Annotated in this window: 11 protein-coding genes and 1 other RNA gene; 5 read left to right on the top strand and 7 right to left on the bottom strand. The window is 43.7% G+C overall.

Annotation, left to right across the window (positions count from 1 at the left end; all coding sequences use genetic code 11):
- Positions 1–185: 185 nt before the first annotated feature.
- The 5 genes from CUR83_RS05160 to CUR83_RS05140 form a co-directional block, all read right to left on the bottom strand.
- The gene (locus tag CUR83_RS05160) at positions 186–1814 is read right to left on the bottom strand and encodes a long-chain fatty acid--CoA ligase (RefSeq protein ID WP_093068928.1); all 1629 of its coding nucleotides are present in this window, start codon (positions 1812–1814) and stop codon (positions 186–188) included.
- A 666-nt stretch (positions 1815–2480) separates the two neighbouring features.
- Positions 2481–2726, bottom strand: a complete 246-nt coding sequence (locus CUR83_RS05155) for a hypothetical protein (RefSeq protein ID WP_093068926.1) — start codon at positions 2724–2726, stop codon at positions 2481–2483.
- A 67-nt stretch (positions 2727–2793) separates the two neighbouring features.
- On the bottom strand, positions 2794–3045 hold the full coding sequence (locus CUR83_RS05150; protein ID WP_058024156.1) for a hypothetical protein: 252 nt from the start codon (positions 3043–3045) through the stop codon (positions 2794–2796).
- A gap of 376 nt (positions 3046–3421) precedes the next feature.
- Positions 3422–3780: a transfer-messenger RNA gene (gene ssrA / locus CUR83_RS05145) on the bottom strand.
- A gap of 85 nt (positions 3781–3865) precedes the next feature.
- Positions 3866–4537, bottom strand: a complete 672-nt coding sequence (locus tag CUR83_RS05140) for an alpha/beta hydrolase (protein ID WP_071003544.1) — start codon at positions 4535–4537, stop codon at positions 3866–3868.
- A 453-nt stretch (positions 4538–4990) separates the two neighbouring features.
- Between CUR83_RS05140 and CUR83_RS05135 the strand changes: the two genes are divergently transcribed.
- The 4 genes from CUR83_RS05135 to CUR83_RS05120 all read left to right on the top strand — a co-directional run bounded on the left by CUR83_RS05135 (position 4991) and on the right by CUR83_RS05120 (position 9487).
- Positions 4991–6361 (top strand): glycerophosphodiester phosphodiesterase family protein, encoded by a 1371-nt coding sequence (locus CUR83_RS05135; protein ID WP_284719243.1) that lies wholly within the window; start codon positions 4991–4993, stop codon positions 6359–6361.
- A gap of 226 nt (positions 6362–6587) precedes the next feature.
- A complete protein-coding gene (locus CUR83_RS05130; RefSeq protein ID WP_284719242.1) occupies positions 6588–7367 on the top strand; it encodes a response regulator in 780 nt (259 codons plus the stop codon).
- Between the two features lie 16 nt (positions 7368–7383).
- A complete protein-coding gene (gene creC, locus CUR83_RS05125) occupies positions 7384–9156 on the top strand; it encodes a two-component system sensor histidine kinase CreC (protein ID WP_284719241.1) in 1773 nt (590 codons plus the stop codon).
- A 130-nt stretch (positions 9157–9286) separates the two neighbouring features.
- Positions 9287–9487 (top strand): hypothetical protein, encoded by a 201-nt coding sequence (locus tag CUR83_RS05120; protein WP_071003540.1) that lies wholly within the window; start codon positions 9287–9289, stop codon positions 9485–9487.
- 134 nt (positions 9488–9621) lie between these two features.
- On the opposite strand, the gene aroC is transcribed toward CUR83_RS05120, so the two are convergent.
- Together aroC and prmB are read right to left on the bottom strand one after the other, a co-directional pair.
- Positions 9622–10725: a chorismate synthase gene (aroC, locus tag CUR83_RS05115; RefSeq protein WP_071003539.1), complete on the bottom strand. Its 1104-nt coding sequence runs from the start codon at positions 10723–10725 to the stop codon at positions 9622–9624.
- 103 nt (positions 10726–10828) lie between these two features.
- A complete protein-coding gene (gene prmB, locus CUR83_RS05110; protein ID WP_071003538.1) occupies positions 10829–12004 on the bottom strand; it encodes a 50S ribosomal protein L3 N(5)-glutamine methyltransferase in 1176 nt (391 codons plus the stop codon).
- A gap of 341 nt (positions 12005–12345) precedes the next feature.
- On the opposite strand from prmB, the gene CUR83_RS05105 reads away from it, so the two are divergent.
- The gene (locus CUR83_RS05105) at positions 12346–13749 is read left to right on the top strand and encodes a L,D-transpeptidase family protein (RefSeq protein WP_284719240.1); all 1404 of its coding nucleotides are present in this window, start codon (positions 12346–12348) and stop codon (positions 13747–13749) included.
- The last annotated feature ends 9 nt before the right edge of the window (positions 13750–13758 follow it).

Raw genomic sequence — 13758 nt, 5'->3', positions numbered from 1 at the left:
CGCCAAGTCACTGAGCATCGCGCGATAAGGCTTATTTTGGTAACTCAGAAAAAAACACTAAAAAAGGTTGTCTACGCTATGAGCGTAAACAACCTTTTGATCGTGATTACCATCATAGTATCTGATGGCTAAGATTTTTTAACACCAATCAGGGATATCATGAATGGTATCTTAAAAGCAGAAAGCTACGCCTCTAATAGCGCATCACCATACTCATCACGCAAGTCTTTTTTCACCATTTTTCCGGCACCGTTTAGTAAGATGTTCTCTACAAAAATAACTTTGTCAGGTATCTGCCAGCTAGCAATTTTATCTTCATAAAAACTTAGCACTTGTGACTCATCGAGTTCTGCATTCTCTTCTTTTACCACAATCAGTACCGGACGTTCTCCCCATTTTTTATGTTTTGCGGCGATAGCAGCTGCCATTTTTATCTGTGGATGGCCGGCAGCGATATTTTCAAGCTCTACTGAGGAGATCCATTCTCCACCAGACTTAATTAAATCTTTTGATCGGTCACGAATATTCATATAACCATCAGCATCAATAGTTGCAATATCACCCGTGTCAAACCAGCCATCTTCTGTAATGGCATCAGGATTCTCTGTATAATAATCGTTGATAATCCAGTGACCTTTGATCTGCAAGCGACCCTGAGACACTCCATCCTCTTTGACTGGCTTAAGTGGCTCATCAGTGTCTATGAGACGTAACTGAACACCATACGGTGGACGTCCTTGAGAGTTACGTAGCTCGTCAATCTCATCTTTACTCAGTGATTTATGCTTAGCTTTTATTTGATTCATCGTTCCAAGTGGACTGGTCTCCGTCATACCCCAGCCGTGTACCGCATCGCAATTAAAGTCTTCTCTAAACGTTTTAATCACTGATGGTGGACAAGCGGCGCCACCGACAATGGTCCGCGTCATACTATCAAGCTTACTGCCTCTGGCTTTAGCGGCGGTCAATAGGCTTTGCCAAATCGTGGGAACGCCTAACGCAACCGTCACCTTATAATCATCAATGAGAGATACTAGGCTATCACCATCCAGATTGGGACCTGGGAGCATCAGAGAGCAGCCAGTTAATGCAGCCGCATAAGGGGTTCCCCACGCGTTGACATGGAACATCGGTACTACAGGGAGTAGGACGTCTTGCGCAGATAAACCCGATACGTCCGGCATACAGAGTGCCATCGCATGAAGCACAGAAGAGCGGTGCGTATATAAAATCCCTTTAGGATTGCCTGTCGTTCCTGAGGTATAGCAAAGCGAGCTGGCAATGGCTTCATCAAACTGAGGCCAATCAAAGTCAGCAGAGTACTCAGCTAATAACTCATCAAAGAATAACACCTCAGGCAGTTTTGCGACGACACTGTCCTCTCGAGCGCTCAAGCAGATAAAGTGCTCAATCCCTTTAATATCTTCTTTAATCGCCATGATAAGCGGTAGGAATGTGACATCAAAAAATAGCACGCGGTCATCAGCATCATTGATAATGTAACTAAGCTGCTCAGGAAATAGACGTGGATTGATAGTGTGGCAAACCATGCCACTGCCTGAAATCGCATACCAAGCTTCTAAGTGACGGCGATTGTTCCAAGCCAATGTGGCTAAGCGCTCTGATGATTTAAGTCCGAGGGCAGCTAAGGCATTGGCCAACCGTTTTGAATTATTCGAAATCGTAAGCCAATTAGTATGAGTCATTTGTCCATCGACTTCTTTGGACAAAACTGCTGTATCGCCATGATAGCGGGCAGCGTGTTCGATTAGACCACTGATCAGCAATGGCTGATACATCATTTTTCCTAACATAGTACATTCCCTGTCGTTGTTAAAAGTTCGCTTATTTTTATTCATGTATCCTCTAATACTAAAAATAAACCACAATTAAGAATAATCAGAATTGTGTGTCAAGACAAGATAATATTATGATCGCCCTCCATTAAAATAAACGGCTGTTCATTATTTATAGATTGCTGCTAATACTCTATTTTCCTTTTCCTACTAATTTACCAAACAGCTAACTACATTAATCATCAATAAAAAATCGTTGAATTGCTCTAAACTCATTAGGGCGTGTTGAACATTCGACCATGGCACTGACAGCGACTATTTTTTAGGCGATTCGATGTTAAAAATAATAAGCTTAGTCACTCTAAGCGCTTATTTTTAACGATGAAGCGGCAAAAAAGAGTCCTGTCCCCTGCTTTTATCGTTGGGGCTGATGCTAAAATTGCCCCATACTGCGTTACAAATCTCGCTAAGGCATCTGCATTATCGTCGCTTTGTGCCTTGTCTGGAACAATTTTAGCGATCAGCAGTGCCTATTTGCGAATGTTCAACACGCCCTAAATTTCTTAGGTACTTTGCGCAATACCACATAATGCAAAAAAACCGATCAAATTAAATGATCGGTTTTTTGTTCGTGGTGGGATAGCAAGAACTAGGGACACGCCCTAAATACTTTGATAAGTTTTTTTAAAAACCAACTTCATTTTGCGTTAGTGCACGTACCTCAATCGGTACTGCATGAAACCAACCATTATCTGCGGTGCAATAAAACTGCCCGTCCCTAAAATCTACGATACACGCTGTAAAGTCGTTCCCTACTTGATCTTCCATAGCGTCTTCATCGCTCACATCACTCACGGCACACCATATTTCTTGATGGCCATTTTCAAGCATTAAGCGAGTTAATTGACTCCCCACCATTCCACTATCCATACCACTGACTCCTACAATGAAGATGATTATTTAGGCAAACAATCAGGTTACATCCGTGTTCATTCAACTATAAGCCTACGTCATCTTGAGTAAGCTCGACCTTTTTAACGGGTACAGCGTACTGCCATAGATGGCCTTTATCACAAACAAAGCCATCATCACCCAAAGACACGATAGACACTAATAATTCGTAATAACCATTATCGATGGCTGTCATAGCATGATCGTCACTGACATTGCTCACAGCACACCATACCTGATTATCATCCCGCTCTAATATTGCCTGAGTCAATCTACTACCCTGTAGTTCGATAAGCATGTCTAATCCCTCATTTTTAGTCTGTTATTTTTATACTTTACAGATAAATTCACTTTCTACAATATATTTTTTCGACTTGAAGGTTACAAATAGACATACTGAAAAGCAATTCTAGCTTGCCTTGAGTAGTGTTTTAGCTAATTACGACGATGATAAGCACGAGATATTTCATGGTGAAATCTATGCTACGTAACGTGATATAGGTCAAGGATATCAGAGTATTTTTTGTTAATATTGAACAGCTGGAAAAGCTTCAATACCAACAATAACCCCAACATCCTATATGGTAGCCAACCTTTTATAAGGTAAGAGAAAGTCAAAAAACACGCAAAATAAAGGGCTGACAATCTGCGACTGTCAGCCCTTTATCAATATTTGGTGGAGATGGCGGGAGTTGAACCCGCGTCCGCCAGCATTACGCTCATGAATCTACATGTTTAGTTTCTGTCTTTAAATTTAATCCGCACCGATCCGACAGTCAGGATGGATTGGACGATTCTCTACTTTTGAACCCAAGCGATTGAGACAATCCCTTGTGGCGAACCTATATGCGGACGCTTCAACTGGGCTAACCAACTATAGGTAATCGGCAGCGCAGTAAGCAGGGTTTAAGCTGCTAGAGCGTAAGTTTCGTCGTTTGCGACTATAACAATATATGTTTGATTAACGAGAGGACATACACTCTCGACATGCATCATTGAGTTTCATCACCAGCGTCGAAGCCAGAACATCCCCAATAAGACTGACTATTATATAGGATTTATTGATGGTTTTTCAACCTATACATAACCCTTATTACATTACGTTACAGCGAATCATCTTAAGCCAAGACGGTGTTTAGCCATTTGCCGATATTTTGAATCTGCGGCATACAGACTTGATGTGCCATCGAGTAAGTATGGTATTCAACGTTGTAGCCTTTGCTCGTCAATAACTGCTGCGCATGCTCGCCTAGGATGACAGGCACGACTGGATCATGCGTACCATGCTCAATCAGAATCGGCATGTCTTTATTGGCAGCACTATACTCAATATTGTCATTGGTCGCTAAGTAGGTGGAGAGCGTCATCAAGCCAGCTAAGCGCTCTGGGTAGCCAAGTGCCACGTGATACGCCACCGCCCCGCCCTGCGAAAATCCGGCAATAACGATGTGCTCTGGTGATACGCCGCGCTCAATCTCACGGCTAATCAAATCTTGTATCTGCTGAGCAGACTCTTCAATCTGAGCCACATCTACTTTGCGCTCCAGACTCATCTCTATGATGTCGTACCATGCTGGCATCACCATGCCGCCATTTACGGTTACTGGGCGTTTTGGTGCATGTGGAAAGATAAAACGTACTGCCATATCATCAGCCAAGCCAAGCTGCGGCACAACTGGCTCAAAATCATGACCGCTAGCACCTAAGCCGTGTAGCCAAATCACCGCGCGATCTATCTTTTTTTGAGAGGGATTGTGCTCAACGACGACGGCGTCTAAATAGTTACTCATAGTTATCCTTAATAATGTAGTGAGAAATGCCCTAAGCATTTCTATGTTTTTTGTCAAAATAATGTATGTGTCATTATATGGTCAATATCATCTGTTAGTTTGAGAATATGGTCAATAGTGAGGTACTAATCAATAGTGGGGCACTAAATGGACAATAGCAAAAATGAGAACAGCATAAGAAGACACGTATGACTGTATGACCGATAAGCCCAATACTATCAAGCTTAAATACTATCAGCTGTCTATTCTTTAGTACATTTTCCTACAATTGTATCTGCATTAATGTTAAGTTCTTACAAAACTAAGCTCATACAAGAATGCAAGGCCTTTAGTTTCTTTTAGCAAACAGCAAATAGCAAATAGCAAATAGCAACCAATAGTCAAACACTAATCTTTTAATTCCTATCCCTACGTCCGATGGGATTTTTTTATAATTTTGCAGGAACATTTTACATGACATTTTTTGATAAATCAGCGCTTGAGCTGAGTAAGCAAACGCTGGCTAAAGTTAACAAGATGAATCTCGCCTTACCTTTAACACTGATCAGCTCATTATTGATAGTAGGCTGCACTACCGATAGCCGCTCGATGCTCACATCAAAAGCTCCTTCATCGACAGCGCAACTGCAATCACAGCCGCAACCGTCCTCACCTGTCGCATATACCTATGGCGTGCGTCCGTTTTATCTGATCAATGATATGGATGAGGGACCATTAAAACAAGAGCTCCAAGCATGCAAGGGGCAACTACCAAGTAAGACGGACTTCTCTATTGCACATCGAGGTGCGCCATTACAGCTACCTGAACATACTTATGATAGCTACGTGGCGTCAGCACAAATGGGTGCTGGCATCTTGGAATGTGATGTTGCATTTACCAATGACGGTGAGCTTGTCTGTCGTCATGCCCAAAACGATTTGCACACCACGACTAATATTCTAACCACGCCGCTGGCCAAGCAATGCACCGTACCGCCTGTATTGGATGCTAAAGGCAAACTTACCAATGCCGATAGTATCGAATGCCGCACCTCAGATATCAGTGCCGCTCAATTTAAAACCTTGACGGGTAAGATGGATGCTGCCAATAAAAAAGCAACCAGTATTAGCGAGTATATGAATGCAACCGCACCGTGGCGAACGGACTTGTATTCACAAAATGGTCAGGTATTGACGTTAAAAGAGCATATCGCATTGGCACGCCAGCTAGGCATGAAGCACACGCCTGAGCTAAAAGCACCAGCCGTGACCATGCCGTTTAATGGCTATCGTTTAGACGATTATCGCCAACAGCTGATAGATACTTATAAGGCAGCGGGCGTGCCTGCAAGTGATGTATTTGCCCAGTCATTCAATATAGAAGATCTGGATTACTGGATCAAAAACGAGCCAGCTTATGGGGCTAATGCCGTCTATCTGATTGATGACAGCAATGAGACCGCTGACGATAAAACTTTTAATAAAAACGACGCAAGCACTTGGAGACATTCATTGGCTGATATCAAAGCACGCGGCATCAATACCATTGCACCGGCGCTTTGGTTATTAGTCACTACTGACGGTAAAGGCAATATGCAACCATCAGAATACGCAAAACAAGCCAAAGCCAATGGTCTAAAAATCATTACGTGGTCGATAGAGCGTTCAGGACCATTAACCGACGGTGGCGATTGGTACTATAGCGGTCTTGGAGATGCTATCAACAATGATGGTGATATGATGAATTATATTGACGTACTAGCGCAGGATGTCGGTGTCCAAGGCATTTTTTCAGACTGGCCCGCTACGGTAAGCTATTACGCCAATTGCAAAGGTCTTAAATAGATTTAGTCTATTAATAGATAATCACGCTTAGTTTGTATTACCGAGGCTAGCTTATCCATTGAGCTGGCCTTTTTGTTAAATGCATTAAAATGATTACACCGAAAACCATCTACTGAGCACCCTACTTTTCCATTAACTTTTCACACCATTCGGTTCCTAGTAGCAGGAGCATCCTGCTGTTTTGTGCTACGATAATTTACTAAGATTATAAGATGATGTAGAGACTATGACCCATATTTTACTGGTAGAAGATGAGCCTGCGATCGCGATGTCGCTTAAGGTTACCTGCAAGCGCGAAGGCTGGCAGATGACTTGGCTGGATAATGCCAGTAGTGTGTTACCCATGCTGCATAGTCATGAAGCACAAGATCTATCGGCGATCATTATGGATGTCGGTCTGCCAGATGGCGATGGTCTGAGTCTGTGCCAACAAATACGTCATACACCTGATATCGACGCCTTAAAAGACTTGCCTATTGTATTTTTGACTGCACGTAGCGATGAGGTCGATCGTATTTTAGGGTTGGAGATGGGTGGCGATGATTACTGTGCCAAACCCTTTAGTCCACGTGAATTGGTCGCACGCCTAAAAGCCATTTGGCGACGTGAACAGCTGATTCAACAGTCAGGCTCTCATACCGTAAGCTCAAATGACAGCACTGACAGCACCTCCTCGAATAATCTATCAGGACAAGCATTAACGTTTGAAAACCAATCCGGCGTTTGGCACTATCAGCCGCTTAATTATTCATTAACGTGGCAAGAGCAAAAGCTGGAACTTAGTAACACCGAGCGCAAAGTTTTACTCACCTTATTACAAGCACCGAATCAAGTCTTTAGCCGTGAGCAGCTGCTTAACGCAGTTAGTGATTATCCTGATCATCGCCTAGCACGCACGATAGACAGCCATATCAAGTCGATTCGTAAGCAACTTGCGACTATTGATACGAGTATTGAAGTCATTCATACACATCGTGGACTGGGTTACGCATTATGTCCAGCTTAATAATAGCTGCTAATTTATGAATCATAATGCCAATAATGCTGAGAGCGATACTCATAACGACCAAAACAATTGGTATGCCAAATTGCATCCCATTGGTACTGTGCAGCAAACTCCTAAGCGTAAACGACTGCTCAATTTAAGTATATTTTTTAGGATTTGGCTGGCGGTCGCTTTGGTACTCATCATTTGTGGCATTGTTGTTTTTACTCAATTATTTGGCTACGTTAAGCCAACCGCCCAGCAGGTCATCGAAGACACGCTATTAGACACCAGTAAATTACTAGCCGCTAGCCTGCAAGTGCCATTGGCTACGGGCGAGCTATACGATGAAGCGTATCAAGCACAGCTCGATACTGCATTTGTGGGCATACCGGCGACTAACGAGCACTTAGGCGCTGTCAATCAAACCAAAAGCTATAGTAGCTTTCGGGTATATGTAACAGACAGCAGCGGCAGGGTCATTTATGATTCGCTACCCCAACCTGATAATAATGAGGGACAAAACTATGGGCGCTGGAATGATGTCTATCTCACATTAAGAGGTCAGTACGGTGCAAGAAGTACGCTGCGGGATAACCAGCAGCGTGATGGCTCGGTCATGTATGTCGCACAGCCAATAAAGAATATGTCTGGCGAGATTATCGGCGTGGTCAGCGTCGGCAAACCCGTCGCCAGCGTGCTACCTTATTTGGACGATACACGTAACCGCATGCTGATCACAGTGCTATTTATCAGCACGGCTGCCCTCATTTTAGCAGGTCTCATCGCATGGTGGCTCAAGCAAAGTATTACCTTAGTGACTCAATATACCAGTTCGCTGGCAGAAGACACCAAAAAGCCCTATTTTTATCTGGGTCATGAGCTAAACAGCCTGACAGATACCATTGAGACTATGAAGCATCGACTAGAGAATCGTGCTTATGTCACTGATTATGTGCATACACTCACTCACGAGTTAAAAAGCCCTTTAACCGCCATTCGCGCCAGTAGTGAGCTGTTAGAAGATGATGGACTAGATGGTCATACGCTTGATCAGGATGATCGGCAGATGCTCATTGAGACGGTTGGTGAGCAAAGCGTAAAAATGCAGCAGCTCATCGACCGACTACTGTTGCTTGCGAAAGTTGAACAGCCTACTTTTAAGCTCAGTCGTCAGCTAACGCCGCTACTGCCATTATTACAGAGTCTAATAAAAGACAATACCGCTAAGCAGCAACAGCAGAATCTACAACCTATCGATATATACATCGATGATCAGCACATGACAAACACTACAAACTTACCAGCAGAATTATTGGCCTCTACCAGTGTGTTTGCTGACCAATTTTGGTTGGTACAAGTCTTACAAAATGTGCTGGATAATGCCATTCATTTTGCTGATAACACTGTTGATATCTCGTTGCACAGCACAGCGCGAACGGTAATCATCGATATATTTAATGATGGAAAGCTATTGCCTGATTATGCTATTGAAAAAGCTTTTGAGCGTTATTTTAGCCTATCTCATCAAAGCCATTCTGTTCAGCAAGTGAAAAATCAGAATACAACCTATACGCTAGATACAGGTTCAGCACATCACAAAGCTGACTCAAAACAGTCCGATAGTATTCTCAAAAAAGGTACCGGTCTTGGACTCACTTTAGTGAAGCAAGTCATTGAGCATCATGGCGGTCAGGTAACTATTGATAATATCCATGCTAATGATAATAAAATTGGCACTGATAAAAATCATACTGGTAAAAATCAGCGTTCTGGTGTGATGGTTAGTATTACCCTGCCCCTGGCTTAAGAATAAGCATTGATAACAGTTCATCAATTTTCCATCATGACTGCACAGGATTTCTACTTCTTTATTTTACGATAGCACTAAGATCTATTGAACCATCAAATTTGTAAAGCAGATTAGAAGGAGAACATTTATGTCACGTCAATTAACTGATGATCCTATGATCAAGCACCTAATCGGCCTCAGTCGTCATCACTGCGCGCAGATACTATCCAGCCAAGGTGTCGGTAGTATTGAGTTTGGACATTGGCTAGCGATTCCTAGTCAGCAATTATTACTGGTCTTTCGGCATCAGCAATGTATAGCTATTGATGAATATCGATTGGCAGCCTGATATCTTGCTCGCTCAGCACGTTGATTGTTTTTAGGTAACCCCTGTATTTTATTGGGACATAAAAAAGCCCTTTATCATTTCTAGTATCAAACTACTGGAAACAACAAAGGGCTGATTGCTTTAGAGCAAAAATACTAAGTAATCGATTGTACTGGCGGCTTCACATCCGCGTTCTGACCACGGTGACGCAGATAGTGATCGAGCACTACAATCGCTAGCATCGCTTCGGCAATAGGCGTGGCACGCACACCGACGCAAGGATCATGACGGCCTTTGGTGAGCATATCGACTGCTTCACCTTGGGTATTGATACTTTTACCAGCGGTGGTAATACTAGACGTTGGCTTAAGCGCGATACTGACACGGATATCTTGCCCTGATGAGATACCGCCTAAGACACCGCCCGCATGATTGGCTGCAAACCCATCTGGGGTCAGCTCATCACGAGCGCTATGTCCAAATTGACCTGCCACTGCCATACCATCGCCAATCTCAACCCCTTTGACCGCATTGATACTCATCATCGCATGAGCGATATCGGCATCTAAACGATCAAATACTGGCTCGCCCAGACCTACGGGTACACCGCTCGCAATGATATCAAGGCGTGCACCGCAACTGGTGCCTTCGCGGCGCAAGTTGTCAATCAAGGTCTCAAAACGGCCAATCGCTTCTTTGTCTGCGCAGAAGAACGGATTGCTATTGACAAATTCCCAGTCAATTTGACTCGGATCTAGAACGTTACTATGCTCATTGCCGATTTGGGTCACATGACCACGAATTTGTACGCCCAGCTGTTCTTGTAAGTACTTCTTAGCGATAGCACCAGCAGCCACTCGCATAGCCGTCTCACGCGCTGACGAGCGACCACCGCCACGATAATCACGAAAGCCGTATTTCATACTGTAAGTATAATCGGCATGTCCAGGACGGAAGGTATCTCTGATATCGCTATAGTCTTTTGATTTTTGATTGGTATTGCGAATCAATAGACCGATGGATGTCCCTGTGGTTTTGCCTTCAAATACGCCAGAGATAATCTCAACTTCATCAGACTCACGGCGCTGGGTTGAATACTTAGACGTACCCGGTTTGCGACGATCCAGATCTACTTGTAAATCGTCTGCAGATAATGCTAAACCTGGTGGTACGCCATCAACGATGGCCATCAGTCCTGCGCCATGTGACTCACCGCAAGTGGTGACCGTAAAAACCTGCCCAATACTATTGCCTGCCATAATTGTCCTTAAACAAGTAAACGCGACTGATGGTTGTTCGACCAACCTTTTATGATTATCGCTGATCAGTTTTTATATGCTCGATTTTGTGACCCACACTCAACTATTGCATGCTATCTAATAGTTGCACATAAGCGGCAAACAGTTGACGATTGGCTACCAATTCATCATAAGTAATCGCAAAAACCCCATGTCCGCCATGTGCAAACTTCAACCAATCAAACTGAATCTCAGGATAGGCTTGCTTTAATGCCCATTCGCTGTCGCCCACTTCGCAGACCAGCAAACCATCTGGGCTAAGGTAATCTGGCGCTTCAAATAAAATACGATGTACCAAATCCAAGCCGTCTTGACCCGCGGCTAATGCATGCTCAGGCTCATATAAAAACTCAGGTGGCAAATCTGCCATGATAGCCGCATCGACATACGGTGGATTGGTGACGATAAGCTCATACTGGTTCTCAGCAGGTATCTTGGCAAACAAATCAGACTCGATTACGTTCACTTGATGGCCAAGGTCATGATGATCGACATTGACCATTGCCACGTCCAGCGCGCCTTTATCGATATCGATAGCATCAACCAACGCATCAACGAAACGGGTAGCAAGCGCGATTGCGATACAACCAGAGCCAGTACACAAGTCTAAGATACGCTCAGGCTGCGACAACTGCTTCACATCCAAGCCATGATCATAAAATACTGCTGACTTTTCATTCGGGCTAACACCCAGTGGTTTGGCGAGTTCAGTAACTTCAAAATAAGGATGGAACTGCTGACGAATCAACTCTGCGATTGGCGAGCGCGGGATAAGCACGCGCTCATCCACATAAAAAGGCAAATCACAGAAATACGACAAGTTAATCAGATAGCTCAGCGGCTTACGTTCAGCGATGCGCTCTTCTAATAGTCCTAGCACTGCCTGCTTCTCTGACGTGGTCAAACGACAGTCTAAAATCTGCTCATTGGCTGACCAATCTAAAGACAACGAATGCAACACAATGGCTGAGGCTTCTGCAAACTCATCGGTCGTGCCTTGCGCGACAACCACATCATAGTTACGCAATTGTGTGACGGAAAAACGAATAAAGTCGCGAATACTCACTAGCTGCTCGCGTGCTTCTTCTAACTCGGCATGTAAGTTAGCAAGTTCGCCATCCTCACCAAGAAGTCCAGTTTCTAGATCATACTCCATCTCACCTTCTAAGCCCTTAGACTCATCATCACTGAAGTATTGGTTTTGAAACTCTTCTGCACTCATTGTTTGGTCTTCTGACATATCGCACCTTATGGATTAACTATTAGCAGGTTAAATGGCTTGTTGCTAACAATCGATCTATTAATAAAAAAATTAATCATACATTATAGACGTAAACGCCAAATAGCGCCAATCACTGTCATTTTTACTAAAACAAAAAATAGTGAAAATAATGAGGAGTTTGCGTAAGCAGCCTGCCTGTCGCCGTACACATTTTGGCTAAAATATTACTCAACTGTAGCGAATACGTCAGCAGTTGACGTTTAACCCACTCTAAATGCAAAAAGATAGACCAAAAGTTTGCGAAGCAACCAAATTATGCGCATAATAGCCGCATTAGTAGCAACCACAAGTGATTCAATATGATGAAAATAAAGCCTATTATTACTGCTATATCTATCGCTGCCATGAGTGCCAGCGTTGGCGCACTTGCCGTCACTGCCGATAATACTCGCACATTGCCAGTACGAACGGCAAACGCCATGCCAGGCCTTGCTCAAAAAGTGAGCCTTAATGTGCAAGAAAATCGTAGTCGCTCAGATGGTGCTGCTACTGTACAGTTAAATACAGAGAACGCAAAACCCGTTGATAGCATGAACCAGCTGATCAACACTAAGCAAGACGATCAAAATAGCACGCCAGCACCTGCTGCTGACAACATGAGCGCTGCTGAGTTGACCCTCAAAGATGAGCAATCTGATAGCACTGATGATATCAGCGAAGGCCAAGCGGTCGCTGCACCCAGCGATGTCTCCTCTATCGACTCATCTGATCCACTCGCCTTTGAGTTACCGGAGAGTGAAAAGCGTCAAGACTTCAGTAATGATCCAACCATCAAAAATATCGAAGACAAAGATGGTAAGAGATATACCACATTAAACTTGTCAAATTACGCACAACAAGTAAACAATGCTGTTTGGTCGCCTAACATGAAAGTCAACTCAGCCATGACGATCAAAATGCAAGCGTTGCTCGATTGGAATCATGCCTCTCCTGGTCCTATCGACGGTGGCTGGGGTATGAACAGCAAAAAAGCCCTTACTAACTTCCAAGCGATGAAAGGCTTGCCAACCACAGGTAGAATGGATCAAAAAACGTGGGATGCCTTGGTTAAGAACATTCCTGCGACCAAACCTGTGCTCGTAACTTATACGTTGACTGATGATGATATTAATACCAACTTTGCCACCACGCCTGCTAGTGCAGAAGCCAAGTCAAAAATGAAAGGGCTGTATTATCAAGATATCAAAGAGATGCTTGGTGAACGCTTTCATATGGACGTACGCTATTTGGATAAACTCAATAAGAACAAAGAATACAAAGCTGGTGAGACCATCACTGTACTGAATACCCGTGGTGCGTTAAACAAGCGAATCAACCGCGTGGTCGCTAACAAAGCTGATAAAACGTTATATGCTTATGATGGTAACCAACTGGTAGCGACTTACCCAACGACCGTTGGTAGTAATGACACGCCGTCACCACATGGTACTTATAAGATTGTCAATAAAGTCAAAATGCCATGGTATAAAGCCACAGTCGGTGAAGGCGCTCAGAAAAAAGTCCATATGTTGCCACCAGGACCAAACAATCCAGTCGGTGTGGTATGGATGGGCTTATCTAAACCGTCATATGGCCTACATGGCTCACCAAAACCTGAAGGTATCAGTCGCCAAGCCTCACATGGCTGTATCCGCTTGACCAACTGGGATGTGCTTGAGGTTTATGCCAATATCGAAAATGGCGCAACCGTTGAGCTTAAATAATGCTCTAAC

This window comes from Psychrobacter pocilloporae (assembly GCF_029872915.1).
In the GTDB taxonomy this organism is placed as follows: Bacteria; Pseudomonadota; Gammaproteobacteria; order Pseudomonadales; family Moraxellaceae; genus Psychrobacter; species Psychrobacter pacificensis.
Note: the sequence above shows the minus strand (reverse complement) of the source record. Positions and strands in the feature narration are given on the sequence as shown.

Coding starts and splice junctions, on each gene's coding strand:
- CUR83_RS05120 (WP_071003540.1), top strand. CDS start 9,287: ATGTCACGTCAATTAACTGATGATCCTATGATCAAGCACCTAATCGGC.
- CUR83_RS05150 (WP_058024156.1), bottom strand. CDS start 3,045: ATGCTTATCGAACTACAGGGTAGTAGATTGACTCAGGCAATATTAGAG.
- CUR83_RS05160 (WP_093068928.1), bottom strand. CDS start 1,814: ATGTTAGGAAAAATGATGTATCAGCCATTGCTGATCAGTGGTCTAATC.
- CUR83_RS05135 (WP_284719243.1), top strand. CDS start 4,991: ATGACATTTTTTGATAAATCAGCGCTTGAGCTGAGTAAGCAAACGCTG.
- CUR83_RS05130 (WP_284719242.1), top strand. CDS start 6,588: ATGACCCATATTTTACTGGTAGAAGATGAGCCTGCGATCGCGATGTCG.
- CUR83_RS05155 (WP_093068926.1), bottom strand. CDS start 2,726: ATGGATAGTGGAATGGTGGGGAGTCAATTAACTCGCTTAATGCTTGAA.
- CUR83_RS05105 (WP_284719240.1), top strand. CDS start 12,346: ATGATGAAAATAAAGCCTATTATTACTGCTATATCTATCGCTGCCATG.
- creC (WP_284719241.1), top strand. CDS start 7,384: ATGAATCATAATGCCAATAATGCTGAGAGCGATACTCATAACGACCAA.
- prmB (WP_071003538.1), bottom strand. CDS start 12,004: ATGTCAGAAGACCAAACAATGAGTGCAGAAGAGTTTCAAAACCAATAC.
- aroC (WP_071003539.1), bottom strand. CDS start 10,725: ATGGCAGGCAATAGTATTGGGCAGGTTTTTACGGTCACCACTTGCGGT.
- CUR83_RS05140 (WP_071003544.1), bottom strand. CDS start 4,537: ATGAGTAACTATTTAGACGCCGTCGTCGTTGAGCACAATCCCTCTCAA.